At 62.6% G+C, this 14,138-nt stretch carries 11 protein-coding genes; 3 read left to right on the top strand and 8 right to left on the bottom strand.

The window, feature by feature from the left end; all coding sequences use genetic code 11:
• Positions 1-7 precede the first annotated feature (7 nt).
• The 6 genes from araG to PSH59_RS10435 are packed head-to-tail and all read right to left on the bottom strand — an operon-like array spanning position 8 to position 7,335.
• The gene (gene araG, locus PSH59_RS10460) at positions 8-1,510 is read right to left on the bottom strand and encodes an L-arabinose ABC transporter ATP-binding protein AraG (RefSeq protein WP_248083946.1); all 1,503 of its coding nucleotides are present in this window, start codon (positions 1,508-1,510) and stop codon (positions 8-10) included.
• Positions 1,507-2,493: a substrate-binding domain-containing protein gene (locus PSH59_RS10455; protein WP_305394975.1), complete on the bottom strand. Its 987-nt coding sequence runs from the start codon at positions 2,491-2,493 to the stop codon at positions 1,507-1,509. The genes araG and PSH59_RS10455 overlap by 4 nt, the downstream gene beginning before the upstream one ends.
• A 39-nt stretch (positions 2,494-2,532) precedes the next feature.
• Positions 2,533-3,396, bottom strand: a complete 864-nt coding sequence (locus tag PSH59_RS10450; RefSeq protein ID WP_305394974.1) for an SMP-30/gluconolactonase/LRE family protein — start codon at positions 3,394-3,396, stop codon at positions 2,533-2,535.
• Between the two features lie 16 nt (positions 3,397-3,412).
• The gene (locus PSH59_RS10445) at positions 3,413-4,993 is read right to left on the bottom strand and encodes an aldehyde dehydrogenase (NADP(+)) (protein ID WP_248081552.1); all 1,581 of its coding nucleotides are present in this window, start codon (positions 4,991-4,993) and stop codon (positions 3,413-3,415) included.
• Between the two features lie 10 nt (positions 4,994-5,003).
• Entirely contained in the window at positions 5,004-5,996 is a 993-nt protein-coding gene (gene araD1 / locus PSH59_RS10440; protein WP_248081550.1) for an AraD1 family protein, read from the bottom strand.
• 16 nt (positions 5,997-6,012) lie between these two features.
• Positions 6,013-7,335, bottom strand: coding sequence for an MFS transporter (locus tag PSH59_RS10435; protein ID WP_305394973.1), 1,323 nt, complete (start codon positions 7,333-7,335; stop codon positions 6,013-6,015).
• 192 nt (positions 7,336-7,527) lie between these two features.
• Here PSH59_RS10435 and PSH59_RS10430 point away from each other — a divergent pair, with 192 nt between their 5' ends.
• A complete protein-coding gene (locus PSH59_RS10430) occupies positions 7,528-9,264 on the top strand; it encodes an IlvD/Edd family dehydratase (RefSeq protein WP_065877889.1) in 1,737 nt (578 codons plus the stop codon).
• A 48-nt stretch (positions 9,265-9,312) separates the two neighbouring features.
• On the top strand, positions 9,313-10,035 hold the full coding sequence (locus PSH59_RS10425; protein ID WP_248081546.1) for a FadR/GntR family transcriptional regulator: 723 nt from the start codon (positions 9,313-9,315) through the stop codon (positions 10,033-10,035).
• 33 nt (positions 10,036-10,068) lie between these two features.
• Here the strand turns inward: PSH59_RS10425 and PSH59_RS10420 are convergent, their stop codons facing one another.
• A complete protein-coding gene (locus tag PSH59_RS10420; protein ID WP_248081544.1) occupies positions 10,069-10,554 on the bottom strand; it encodes a hypothetical protein in 486 nt (161 codons plus the stop codon).
• 161 nt (positions 10,555-10,715) lie between these two features.
• On the opposite strand from PSH59_RS10420, the gene PSH59_RS10415 reads away from it, so the two are divergent.
• Positions 10,716-11,756 (top strand): hypothetical protein, encoded by a 1,041-nt coding sequence (locus PSH59_RS10415; protein ID WP_305394972.1) that lies wholly within the window; start codon positions 10,716-10,718, stop codon positions 11,754-11,756.
• Positions 11,757-11,822: 66 nt separating this feature from the next.
• On the opposite strand, the gene PSH59_RS10410 is transcribed toward PSH59_RS10415, so the two are convergent.
• Positions 11,823-13,958 (bottom strand): TonB-dependent siderophore receptor, encoded by a 2,136-nt coding sequence (locus PSH59_RS10410; protein WP_305394971.1) that lies wholly within the window; start codon positions 13,956-13,958, stop codon positions 11,823-11,825.
• Positions 13,959-14,138: the final 180 nt, after the last annotated feature.

Here is a 14,138-nt window from a genome sequence, read left to right as displayed (position 1 = left end):
TTTTCTCTCAGTTCGTCACGCGGCGCGGCAAGGCCAGCTGCAGCAGGTTGGATTCAGTCGCGTGTTCACGGGTTTGTTCGCCGCGCAGGGCGCCTTCGCACAGCACCAGGATGCGGTCGGAAATGCCCATGACTTCCATCAGGTCGCTGGACACCACGATCACCGCAATGCCCTGGGCCGCAAGGTTGTGGATGATCTGGTAGATCTCCGACTTGGCGCCGATGTCGATGCCTCGGGTCGGCTCGTCCAGCAGCAACACCTTCATCGGCATCGACAGCCAGCGGCCGAGAATGGCTTTTTGCTGATTGCCGCCGGACAGGTAGAGGATTTTCTGTTCGGCGTTGGGCGTCTTCACCTTCATCGCCTGGATCTGCCGGTCGGCGTTGCCTTTCTCCCATTTGTCGCGCAACAGCCAGCCAAACGCGGAATGGGCGCCACGGGCACTGATGTTGATGTTCTCGGCCACGCTCGACAGTGGAATGATGCCCTCCTTCTTGCGGTCCTCGGGGCACAGCAACACGCCGGCGGCGATGGCGTCGCGCGGCGAGCGCAAGGGCAGCGGCGCGCCGCACAGTTCCAGGCTGCCGGCGCTGGCGCGTTCCAGGCCGCTGAGCAGGCGCAACAGCTCGGTGCGCCCGGCCCCCACCAGCCCGAACAGGCCCAGGATCTCGCCCTTGCGCACCTTGAAGCTGAGCGGCTCGCGCAGGCCCGGCCCCAGCAGGCCATCGACCTTGAGCGCCACCTCGCCGTGTTCGCGCGGGCGGTAGTCGTAGATGTCCTGGATGTCGCGACCGACCATGCAGGTCACCAACTGGTCGTGGCTCAGCGTGCTCATGTCGTCAAAGGTGCGCACGTAGCGGCCGTCCTTGAACACGGTGACGGCGTCGCAGATGCGGAACACCTCCTCCATGCGGTGCGACACGTAGAGCACCACTTTGCCCTCCTCGCGCAGGCGCGCAATGATCGCCATCAAGCGGTCGATCTCCCGCGCCGAAAGGCTGCTGGTCGGCTCGTCGAAGGCAATCACATGGGCGCCACGGGACAACGCCTTGGCGATTTCCACCAGTTGGCGCTGGCCCAGGGACAGGCGCCCGAGCTTTTCGTCCGGGTCGATTTCATCGGCCAGGCCCTTGAGGCAGGCCAGGGCCTGCTTGCGCAGCAGGCCCCGGTTGACCACGCCGAAACGCGTCGGCAAATGCCCCAAAAACAGGTTTTCGGCGACGCTCATTTCCGGCACCAGGTGCAGCTCCTGGTGGATCACCGCGACGCCGCTGGCAATGCTGTCGGCCGCGCATTTGAAGGCCATGGTCTGCTCGCCGATCTGCACCGTGCCGCTGCTGGGAATATAGGCACCGCCCAGAATCTTCAGCAGCGTCGACTTGCCGGCGCCGTTCTCGCCCATCAAGGCGTGCACTTGCCCCGGGTGGGCGGTGAAGCAGATGCCGTCCAGCGCCTTGACCCCGGGAAAGGTTTTGCCGATACCGTCAAACCGCAGGGCCGCAGCGGTCATTTCCACAGCCCGATTTTGGTCAGCTCTTCCTTGAAGTTCTCGCGGGTGATCAGGGTCACTTCGTCCATCGCGGTGTACTTGGGCGGCTCGGTGCCTTTGGTCACCCACTCGTACATCATCAGGGCGGTGTTGTAGCCCTCGATGTGCGGGCTGGGCAGCATGGAACCGAAGAAGCCGCTGTTGGCCTTTTTCAGCTCGCCAATGGCGTCGGTGCCGTTGATGCCGATCCCGATCACGTTGGCCGCGGCAAAGCCGGCGCTTTCGGTGGCGCGCACGCCGCCGAGCACGGTGTTGTCGTTCATGCCGCCGATGATCAGGTTTTTCGCGCCGCTGGGCAGCTTGACCAGCGCCGAGTTGGTGGCGTCCATGCTGCCGGGCACGTCGAGGGTTTTCAGCGCGGCGGTGAGGATATGGTCCTTGGGAATCCCGGCTTCTTCGAGGGATTTGATTGAGCCGTCGGTGCGTTTTTTACCGGTGTCGAGTTCGTTGAAGGTGTTGATCACCGCGTAGGTGTCCTTCCAGTCCCAACCGCGTTTTTTCGCTTCGGCAGCCATGGCCGCGCCCTGCTTCTGGCCCACTTCAAACGCGGCCATGCCCAGGTACGGCACGTCCTCCATAAAGGCGCCCTTGGCGTCGACGAAACGGTCATCCACCGCCATAACCTTCAAGTCATTGACCTTGGCCTTGGCCACGATGGCCGGGCCCAGGGACACGTCCGGCGGGCAGATCACAAAGCCCTTGGCGCCGTTGGCCGCCAGGCTGTCGATGGCCGAGAGGGTCTTCTCGCCGTCGGGCACGGCGATCTTGATCACGGTGAAGCCATGTTCCTTGCCGGCTTTTTCGGCAAAGGCCCATTCGGTCTGGAACCAGGGTTCTTCGGCCTGTTTGACCAGAAAGCCGATTTTGACTTCTTCAGCAGAGACCAAGCCGCTGAGGCTGCTTAACGCAACGGCGGCAGCGAGGACGCGGAGAGTCTTTTTCATGAACGACACCTCTTGTTGTTGTTTTTAAGTTTTGGGGTTTTAACCGGCAAAGCGATGGCAGGGTCTGCCAGGTACGTCGACTTCGATAGCCAGCACGGCGCCGTCCAAGGGATGATCCAAGGGGCTGGCCGCGCTGGTGATAAACAGGGTGGTGAGGTCGGGTCCGCCGAATACGCAACTGGTGGGGCGACTGATCGGCAGCTCAATGATGCGATCCACCTGACCATCGGGCGTCAGGCGCAGCAGGCAACTGCCGTCCCAGCGGGCGTTCCAGAGATAGCCGTCAACGTCCATCGCCGACCCGTCCGGCCCGCCGCGCGCGTGCGGGCCAAACCACACGTGCGGCGGCGCGAGCCGGCCATCGGCGTGGATCGCATACTGATAGAGCGTGCCGTCCAGGCTGTCGCCAAAGTGCACCTGGCTGCCCTCCTCGTTCCAGAGCAACGTGTTGGGAATGCCCAGGCCGTCCAGCAATGGCGTGACCTGCCCGTCGGCCTCGATGCGAAACAGGCCACCGGAGCGCCGCGTGATCGGCAGGTCTTCGCCCTGTTCACCGATGTTGTTCTGCATGGTGCCCAGCCACAGGCGCCCCTGAGCATCGCAGCGTGCTTCATTGCCACGGTTGCCCGGTTGCGGGTCGGCCACGCACAGCAGGGTCAGGGCTTCGGTGGCCAGGTCGAGGCGGTACACGCCGCTGCTCAGGGTCACCAGCGCATCGCCGCTTTCACACGGGATAAACGCCGAGACATGCTCGGGCAACTGCCAGATCTGCAGGTGCCCGCCCATCAGGCGCAAGGCCTGTTTGCCGGCGATATTGACCCAATACAGCGCCTGGGTCGGCACGTCCCAGAACGGTCCTTCGCCCAATTGTGCACGGTGTGCAGTGACCGCATTCCACAACATGAAACCTCCGGGTTCCTTAGAGCGACTCGCGCGATGGCGTGCCATCCACCAGGCGCTGGATCCGCAACGGGTTGGCGTTTTTCAACGCATCGGGCAGCAGGCTATCAGGGTAGTTCTGGAAGCACACCGGGCGCAGGAAACGGTCAATGGCCAAGGTGCCGACCGACGTGCCACGGGCGTCGGACGTGGCCGGGTACGGGCCGCCGTGCACCATCGAATCGCAGACTTCGACGCCGGTCGGGTAGCCGTTGAGCAGGATGCGCCCGACTTTCTGTTCCAGCAGCGGCGTGAGCTCAGGGAACTGTTGAAAGTCCGCCGGCTCGCCAATGATCGTCGCGGTCAACTGGCCGTGCAGGCCCTGCAAGGCGGCGCTGAGCTGGGCCTGGTCGGCGACTTCGACAAACACCGTGGTGGGGCCGAAGACTTCTTCCTGCAACGCTTCGTCGCCATTGATCAGCAAGCTGGCATCGGCCTTGAACAGCTGTGGCTGCGCCTGATTGCCGGACTGGGCATTGCCCGCCAGGTGCTGGATGCCAGGGTGCGCCAGCAGTTTTTCCAGGCCCTTGCCGTAGCTGCTCAGGGTCCCGGCATTGAGCATGGTTTGCGCGGGCTGCTCGCCGATCAGTTGCGCGACTTGCTGGGTGAATGCGGTGAATGCCGGCGAGGCAATGCCGATCACCAGGCCGGGGTTGGTGCAGAATTGGCCGCAGCCTTGCACGACCGAGGCGGTAAGGTCGCGGGCAACGGTTTCGGAGCGGGCTTGCAGGGCCTGGGGCAACACGATCACCGGGTTGATGCTCGACATCTCGGCAAACACCGGGATCGGCTGCGGGCGTGCCGCGGCCATATCGCACAGCGCACGGCCGCCTTTGAGCGAACCGGTAAAGCCCACCGCCTGGATCGCCGGGTGCTTGACCAGCGCCTCACCGACACCGCCGCCGAAGATCATATTGAACACGCCCGCGGGCATTTCGGTGGCTTCGGCCGCACGGATGATCGCATTGGCCACCTGCTCAGCCGTGGCCATATGCCCGCTGTGGGCCTTGAACACCACCGGGCAGCCGGCCGCCAGCGCGGCGGCGGTGTCGCCGCCAGCGGTCGAAAACGCCAGGGGGAAGTTACTCGCGCCGAACACTGCCACCGGGCCCAGGCCGATGCGGTATTGGCGCAAGTCGGGGCGTGGCAGTGGCTGGCGATCCGGCAGGGCTTTGTCGATACGCGCACCGTAGAAATCGCCGCGACGCAGCACCGTGGCGAACAGGCGCATCTGGCCGCTGGTGCGCCCGCGCTCGCCTTTGATGCGCGCGGCGGGCAATGCGGTTTCGCGGCACACCAACTCGACGAAGTTGTCGCTCAGCGCATCCAACTCATCGGCGATCGCATCCAAAAACTGCGCGCGGCGCGCCGCACTCAAGGCGCGGTACGCGGGGTATGCCTGCGCGGCGGCGTTGGCGGCGGCGTCGACTTCCTGCGGGGTGGCCTGGTAGAAGTCCTGGGGCAAGGCCTCGCCGGTGCTGGCGTCCACGCTGTGCAGTTTGACGCTGCCATTGGCGCTGCGCTGACCGCCGATGTAGTTGTGGCCGAGATACTGGGTCATGGGGAACTCCTTAAAGAGGGGTGACTTGGCCGGGTTCAAATACCGCGTCGACCTTGCCGACGGTGTTGATCAGCGGCGCGCCGAACTCGGCCTGGCTGATCTCGAACACATCGCCCGGTTGGGTACGTATACCGTCGGCGAATGACAACGTGGCGGTGCCGAAGAAGTGAATATGCACGTCGCCTGGCTTGAGGAACTGGCTGTATTTGAAGTGGTGGTATTCGAGATTTTCCAGGCTGTGGCACATATTGGCCTCGCCGCTGAGGAATTCGTTCCGCCAGATTTCCTCGCCGTTACGCAGGATGCGGCTGGTGCCGGCCAGGTGCTGGGGCAACTCGCCCACTCGCAGTTCCGGACCGTAGCTGCAACTGCGCAGCTTGGAATGGGCCAGGTACAGGTAGTTCTTGCGCTCCATGATGTGGTCGGAGAATTCATTGCCCACCGCGAAGCCCAGGCGATAAGGCTTGCCGTCATGACCGATCACGTAGAGGCCGCCGATTTCCGGCTCTTCGCCGGCGTCTTCGGCAAACGGCGGCACCGGGAAGGCCTGGCCGGGGCGTACCACGATGCTGCCGTCGCCTTTATAAAACCACTCCGGTTGCACACCGGCCTGGCCAGCGGCGGGCTTGCCGCCCTCCACGCCCCATTTGAAGATGCGCATGGTGTCGGTCATGGCGCTGTCGTCGCCAGCCTGCTGGTGCATTTTGTCCCGCGCCGAGGCGCTGCCCAGGTGGGTCAGCCCGGTGCCGCTGATGAGCATATGGGCCGGGTCCGGGTGGTCCAGCGGCGGCAGGACTTTGTGTTCGGCCAGCAACGCCGAGTAATCATGGCTGTCGCCCAGGCCGAGGCTTTCGACCTGCTGTTGCAGCTTGATGCCCGCCTCGATGGCGGCCAGCGCCAGTTCGCGCACGCTGCGTGCGCTGCGCACTTCGCGCAGTTGATCGCCGTCTACGATACCCACGCGACGCTCGCCATTATTGAGTTCGAACTGCACTAAACGCATAACGCTTCTCCAGGATTTAAGTACGTGTGGCGCCACGGGCGCTGGCGGCAAACTGATCGGCCGGCAGCACGTGCCTGCGCTCCAGCACGCGATACACCACACCGGTCAGCACCAGGCCGAACACCATCACTGCGGACAAGAAGTACAAGCCCGACGCCAGGTTGCCGGTGTATTCCTTGAGCGCACCAATCACGAACGGGCCGATATAGCCGCCGAGGTTGCCCACCGAATTGATCAACGCAATGCCCGCCGCCGCACTGGCGCCGGCGAAGAAGCGCCCCGGCAAGGTCCAGAACACGGCGGTGCAGGAAAACAGCGCGAACGCCGCCAGGCACAACGCGGCCATCTGCAGCACCGGCGCGCTCAGCCAGGCACTGCTGAACAGACCGATGGCGCCCAGCACATAAAGCACGGCGAGGTGGCCGTAACGGTCATTCAAACGGTCGGAACTGCGCGGGATGATCAGCAGCCCGATGATGCCGAAGATATACGGCACGGCAGAGATGAAGCCGGTGGTGAGGTCGCTGCCGCCGAACTGTTTGATCAGGGTCGGCAGCCACAGGCCCAGGCCGTAGATGCTCAGGGTCACCGGCAGGTAGAACAGCGCCAGCAGCAACACGCGCGTGTCTTTGAGCGCATGCAGCGGGTTGCCGTGGCGGGTCTGGCCGTAGGCTTGCAGGTCTTTGTTCAGCTCACCGGTCAACCAGGTCTTTTCGGCGTCGGTCATCCACGTGACCTGTTTCGGGCCATCCGGCAGGTACCGCAGCACCGGCCAGGTAAGCAGGATCGCCGGGGTGCCGATCACGATGAACAGCCATTGCCAGCCATGCAGGCCGAGGATGCCATCCATGCCCAGCAGGCCACCGGACACGGGGCCGGTGATCATCATGGCGATGGGTTGAGAGAGGATAAACAGCCCAAGGATCTTGCCGCGGTGGCGCACCGGGAACCATTGGGTGATGTAGTACAGCACGCCGGGGAAAAAGCCGGCTTCGGCCGCACCGAGCAGAAAGCGCATCACGTAGAAACTGTGCGGGCCCTGCACGAACGCCATGCCGATGGTGATGGCGCCCCAGGTAATCATGATGCGCGCGAACCAGCGCCGCGCGCCGAAGCGGTCGAGCATCAGGTTGCTGGGGATCTCAAACAGGAAGTAGCCAATGAAGAACAACCCCGCGCCCAGGCCATAGGCCGCATCACCAATGCCGACATCCGCGCCCATGTGCAACTTGGCAAAGCCCACGGCGGAGCGGTCCACGTAGGCGATCAGGTACAGCAGGATCAGGAAGGGAATCAGTTTCAGCGTGATGCGCCGGATAAGCCGCAATTCCTCGCTCATGGGGTCGATCTCCGATTGTTGTTCTTATAGGTATCGGGGATGCCTCTCGCGGAAAAATCCGCCAGGGTCATACCTCAGTTGAGACTGACTATATAGTAGGACTATTTGCAAAACAACACTTCCAAATGGAAGATTTTGCGCTTATGTTTAGCCGCAGAGAGAACATATAGTCATACAATAAGAGAATCGATCATGTCTGATAAAAAGCCCGGCCTACGCTCTGCCCAGTGGTTTGGTACCGCCGACAAGAACGGCTTCATGTACCGCAGCTGGATGAAGAACCAGGGCATCGCCGACCACCAGTTCCACGGCAAGCCGATCATCGGTATCTGCAACACTTGGTCGGAGCTGACCCCGTGCAACGCGCATTTCCGCCAGATCGCCGAGCACGTCAAACGCGGCGTGATCGAAGCCGGGGGCTTCCCGGTGGAATTCCCGGTGTTCTCCAACGGCGAATCGAACCTGCGCCCCACGGCCATGCTGACGCGCAACCTGGCGAGCATGGACGTGGAGGAAGCCATTCGCGGCAACCCCATTGATGGTGTGGTGTTGCTCACCGGGTGCGACAAGACCACCCCTGCCCTGCTGATGGGCGCCGCCAGTTGCGACGTGCCGGCGATCGTGGTCACCGGCGGCCCGATGCTCAACGGTAAGCACAAAGGCCAGGACATCGGCTCGGGCACGGTGGTGTGGCAGCTGAGCGAGCAGGTCAAGGCCGGCACCATTACCCTGGATGATTTCCTCGCGGCCGAAGGCGGCATGTCGCGCTCGGCGGGCACCTGCAACACCATGGGCACCGCGTCGACCATGGCCTGCATGGCTGAAGCGCTCGGCACCTCGCTGCCGCACAACGCGGCGATCCCGGCAGTGGATGCGCGGCGCTATGTGCTGGCGCATATGTCCGGCATGCGCGCGGTGGAGATGGTGCGCGAAGACTTGAAGCTGTCGAAGATCCTCACCAAGGAGGCATTTGAAAATGCCATTCGCGTGAACGCCGCCATCGGTGGCTCGACCAACGCGGTGATCCACCTCAAGGCCATCGCCGGCCGCATCGGCGTGGAGTTGGACCTGGACGACTGGACCCGCATCGGCCGGGGCATGCCGACCATCGTCGACCTGCAACCGTCGGGCCGCTTCCTGATGGAAGAGTTCTACTACGCCGGCGGCCTGCCGGCCGTGCTGCGTCGCCTGGGCGAAGCCAACCTGATCCCGCACCCCAACGCCTTGACCGTCAACGGCAAGACCCTGGGCGAAAATACCAAGGACTCGCCGATCTATGGCCAGGACGAAGTGATCCGCACCCTCGACAACCCGATCCGCGCCGACGGCGGCATTTGTGTGCTGCGCGGCAACCTGGCACCGCTGGGTGCGGTACTCAAGCCTTCGGCGGCCAGCCCCGAGTTGATGCAGCATCGCGGCCGCGCGGTGGTGTTCGAGAACTTCGACATGTACAAGGCACGCATCAACGACCCGGAGCTGGACGTGGACGCCAACTCGATTCTGGTCATGAAGAACTGCGGGCCCAAGGGTTACCCAGGCATGGCCGAAGTCGGCAACATGGGCCTGCCGGCCAAGCTGCTGGCCCAGGGCGTGACTGATATGGTGCGGATTTCCGATGCGCGCATGAGCGGCACGGCATACGGCACGGTGGTGCTGCACGTGGCACCGGAAGCCGCGGCGGGCGGGCCGTTGGCCACGGTGAAGGAAGGTGACTGGATCGAACTGGACTGCGCCAACGGCCGTTTGCACCTGGACATCCCCGACGCAGAACTGGCGGCGCGCATGGCTGACCTGGCGCCACCGCAGAACCTGATCGTCGGCGGCTACCGCCAGCTGTACATCGACCATGTGTTGCAGGCTGACCAGGGTTGCGACTTTGACTTCCTGGTAGGGTGCCGTGGGGCGGAAGTCCCCCGTCATTCCCACTAATTGGGATGCTATGATGCCGCGAATTTAAGCCAGAGCATCCCGCACGTTATGGATCACCAGCCGCCCAAGCCGCGCAAGAGCATGCATGCCCAGATCGTTCAGGACTTGGGCATGCACATCGTTTCCGGTCGCTTCAAGCCCGAAGAACGGCTGCCCATGGAGGCCACGCTCTGCGAGGAGTACAAGGTCAGCCGCTCGGTGCTGCGCGAGGCCACACGGGTGCTCAGCGCCAAGGGCCTGGTGTATTCCAAGCCACGGGTGGGTGCGGTGGTGCGGCCGCGCTTGAAGTGGCACCTGCTCGACCCGGACGTACTGTCCTGGTTGATGCAGTCCACGCCCCACAGCGAGTTCTTCAATACCCTGGCCGGCGTGCGGCGCATTCTGGAACCGGAGATCGCCGCCATGGCCGCGACCACCGCCACCGATGAAGACATCGCGATCATCGAAAAAGCCTACCAAGGCATGGAAACCGCCAAGACCCACGAGGACTTGCTGCAGGCCGACCTGGACTTCCACCGCGCCATCGCCGACGCCACGCGCAACGATCTGCTCGCCTATATGTGCAACATGCTGTCGTTGCCATTGCGCGAATCGATCAACATCACCAACCGCCGCCCGGATATCCAGGGCCTGAGCCTGCCCCGGCACAAGGCGATCCTCACCGCGATCCAGAACCGCGATGCCCTGGGCGCGCGGCATGCCTCGCTGGTGCAGTTGGATGACACGCGCGTGGCACTGGATACGGTGATGAATGTGTTGACGCCGCTTTAAGCGGTGTCGGCGCTCAGCCCGGCCATCGCGCCTTCAACGCGTCGACATGACGGCCGACTTGACCGGAAGTTTGGAAAATTGCGGGTGCTGCTTGACGAAGGTGCGCACTGACTGTTCCTGACGGTCCACCACGCAGATGCCAATGCTGGGGTAATCCACCGTGCAGGTCGCGAGCGCCAGGATCCCGCAGTTTTTCACGCCATAAATCGCGGCCGGGCGTGCCACGAGCGGGCAACCGTAGGTCATTTCGCCCAGGTAGTTGAGTTGACCGTTAGTCACAGTAAAGCGCAGGGGTTTTGAATAAGGCCCCATCACACCGCGGCGCGAGCCCAGGTCACTGACTTCATAGGTGCCCGCCGGCAGCCAGGCCGAGTAGTAATCCTTGGGTCCCCAGCCGTAGTCTTTGCCGGTGTCCACGTTGCGAAAATTCATCCAGGTGCCGTAGGGGCCGCCCTCGATCAGCGCGCCGAGGACAAGCCCCGCGTTTTCCGCGGAATAGACTTTTGAGTCCAATGCCATGTCAGGCGGCAACGTCGAGCAGGCGCTTGTCAATGCCGCGACCCCAATCACAAACCACTGATTTATTTTGTGCATTCAATCCTCGGTCCATCGAAAAAAAATCGATATTGCCCGTATGATGCGCAATTTCCCACCTTTGGCGTTAAGGATGACCCCTTTCCATGAGTAATTTTTTTGCCGGCCGTACGCTCGGCGCGACGTGCCTGGCGGTGATGTTGAGCGGTTGCAGTGTGACGGGCACGTACCCGGATGCCACCGAACCGGATGCCGCCAAGCTGCGGTTTATCAGCGACATGAGCAGTTCCACGCTGAGCGTGATGGATGCGCAGCATTGTGACGGGCAAACCACCGGCATTCTCAACAACCTGTTTCTGGCCAACACCCGCAGGCGGGCGGGCATGTCGATGCCGCCGGTCTCCGAAAAAACGCCGTATCTGGAGATCCGGCTGGCCCCGGATAAACAGGTACTCCTGCACTTGAACACCCAGGGCACCGGCTCGGTGTGTGGCATGGCGTTCACCCTCACCCCGCAACCTGGCGCGGAATACGAAGTGACGTTCGATCGCGCCGGCAGCCAGTGCGTGACCATGCTTAAACGCCTGCACACGGTACAGGGCCAAGTGGTGCGGTCACCGGTCCCGCTGATCAACAAAGGCCTGCCCAGTTGCGCGGGTGCCAACGCGCTGTTTCCCGTAGCGCCCAAAGGTCTCCCGGCCACCCCGGAGCGTGATGCGTTGGCCGAGCAGATTATCGCGCCGAGCATCATCGCGGAAATGAAACCCCAAACCTCCCCGTTCAACGACAGCGCGCGGGCCCAGGCCGTTGAGCTGGCGGTCAACAAGCGCAAGGGCGAGATGAATCTTGACTTGCCGGATGCCTATTGGACTCAGTATCGCCAGAACGTCACCAATTATCTGGTTCAAGCGTATGGCGTAAAGGCCACGGCGCTCGAACGGTACAAAGCTGAGTACCGCGCGCGGCTCTCGCGGCTGGACACGCCAACGTTGAAAACGCTGGTGCCCGATACCCCAGCCACCGACGTGACCCAGGCATTGGCCGTCAACGGCGCGATGCTGCAGTACTACCGGCAGTTGAATGGGTTGCTGGAGAAAGAAGTCATGGCCGACAACTGGGTGAAGATGGCCGAACTGGATAAGCAGTTTGGCGTGTGCGAACGCTACGCCAAATGCTGGCAGAACTGATAACCGCCAGCGGAAGGCGCATCGCGGCGCGCGCGGGTTCGCCCGCACACGCCGCCCATTGCCAGGTCAGAGGGTGTAGGAAATGCCCACCTGCACCGTGCGCGGCGCACCCGGATAGGCGTAGATATTGCCGAAGGCGCCCTCTTCGTACTCGCGATTGAACAGGTTCTTCACATCCAGATTCACGCGCACCTGTTCGTTGACCTTGTAGTAGCCGAGCAGGTCGACGACGGTGTAGGCGTCCATTGAGAACGCGGTATTGGCGGTCTGGCCGGCGCGCTGGTCAACGTATTTGCCGCCGGCACCAAGGCCCAGGCCCTTGAGGGCTCCGTCCTGAAACTCATACACGTTGAGCAGGCTGAAGCTGTTGCGCGGTATGTTCAGCAGACGAGTACCGGCACTGATCGTGTTGTCCTTGGTGACCTGCGCATCCACGTAGGCATAGCCGCCAATCACGCGCCACTGCGGCGTAAGGTTGCCCGCCACGTTCAGGTCAAACCCACGGCTGCGCACTTGGCCGGCAGCGACACTGAAGGTGTTGACCACCGGATCGGTGGTCAGGACGTTCTTCTTCTCGATCTGATAGATCGCCGCGTCGACGCTCAGTTGGCGATCCAGGGCCTCCCACTTGATACCCATTTCGTACGACTTGCCCTTTTCCGGCTCAAAGGCACCGCCTTCGCGCGCGGCGCCGGGGTTCGGCTTGAACGAGCGCGCGGCGTCGGCATAGACCGCGACCGTATCGGTAAGGTCGTAGATCACACCCACGCGTGGGGTGACCGCGTTGTCGGCGGCCTGAAACGGGCTGACGCCGGGCACATAGCTTTCGTACTCATGTTCAAAACGCTCGAAACGCGCACCGGCCAGCACTTTCAGGCGCTCTGTCAGGGCCACCTGGTCCTGCACGAAGGCGGCGTAGGTTTTGAGATTTTCCTTGTCGTGGGTGGGCGTACGGGTCAGCGGCGGACGCGTCTGGCCGTAGACCGGGTTGAAGATATCGATTGGGTAAGTGCCCGCAGCAGCGCTGGAGCGCTGGATGATCGACTTGTAGTCGTAGTCTTCGTACTCAATGCCGGTCAGCAACGTGTGTTCGAAGCTGCCAGTGGAAAAATGCCCGGTCAGGTTGAGTTGGTAGTCCTTGTCGGTCCACTCCAGCTTGCGGTAGTTGAAGTTGCGTTGCAGCGTACGCCCATCGGCGCCCAGGCTTCCCGGACCGTTAGCCTCGATGGCATTGCCCGCCAACGTCCCATCCAACCACTGAAACCCACCGCCCAGTGTCCAACTGTCGTTGAGCATATGCTCGAAACGCAGCTGTGCCATGTTGTTGTCGTTGTGCAGCTTGCCCGCATCCTTGTCACCCCAGAACGTATCGCGCGAAGGCGTGCCGCTCTGGTTGGGAAAGCGCGTCAGGCCGCGGTCCAGCGGGTGATTGTTGCGCATGAAATCGCCTTCGAAGATCACCTTGGTCTCATCGGTGGCTTGCCAGGTGAGCACCGGTGTCACGCCGTAGCGTTCGGTCTCGACATGGTCGCGGAAGGTATCGCCGCCCTCGCCCACCACATTGAGGCGATAGGCCAGACGGCCCTCCTCGTCCAACGGGCCGGAGGCATCCAGGGTGCCGCGCTTCATGCCCTGGTCATTCAACTGGCTGCCCAGGGTCACGGTACGTTCAGCCAGCGGCTGCTTGGACACCACGTTGAAGGTGCCGCCTGGATCGCCACGGCCATAGAGCATGGTGGCCGGGCCGCGCAGCACTTCGAGGCGTTCGATGGTGTTGGCGTCCGGCATGTTCGGGTAGCCACGGTTGATCGGGAAACCGTTGCGGTAGAACTCGCCGGTGGTAAAGCCGCGCACAGTGAACGTGGTCAGGCCCTGGCCACCGAAGTTGTTCGCCCGGCCCACGCCGCCGGCGTAGTCGAGCGCATCTTGCAGACGGGTTGCGCCGATGTCCTCGACCACATCTTTGGACACCACGCTGATGGACTGCGGGGTTTCATGGATCGAGGTGTCGGTACGCGTCGCACTCGCTGAACGTGTGGCATGGTATCCCTTGACCGGCCCCTGAGCCGTCTCGTATTCAGCCGTGCCGGTGACGTTGGTTGCCTGCAACTCAATCGCGTCTTTTTCAACCGGTTCGACTTCAGCCCAGGTGAAAGGGGAAAACGCCTGAAGCACGCAGATGGAAATCAGGGTACGACGCATGGATGATGGACCTAGTGAATGAGCCAGATGGGACGGCAAACCTGCCAAGAATTCGCGGCGAATGGTATACCAACGCATTATTGTTTGATATCTATTCTCATTCGTTATTTTTTATGTATCCAGCTGGTATTAGATTCGGTACTTAAAAATCGTCAAAAAAAAGCCACTCGATCGAGTGGC

Origin of the sequence: Pseudomonas sp. FP2309 (assembly GCF_030687575.1) — a bacterium.
Taxonomy (GTDB): Bacteria; Pseudomonadota; Gammaproteobacteria; order Pseudomonadales; family Pseudomonadaceae; genus Aquipseudomonas.
Note: the sequence above shows the minus strand (reverse complement) of the source record. Positions and strands in the feature narration are given on the sequence as shown.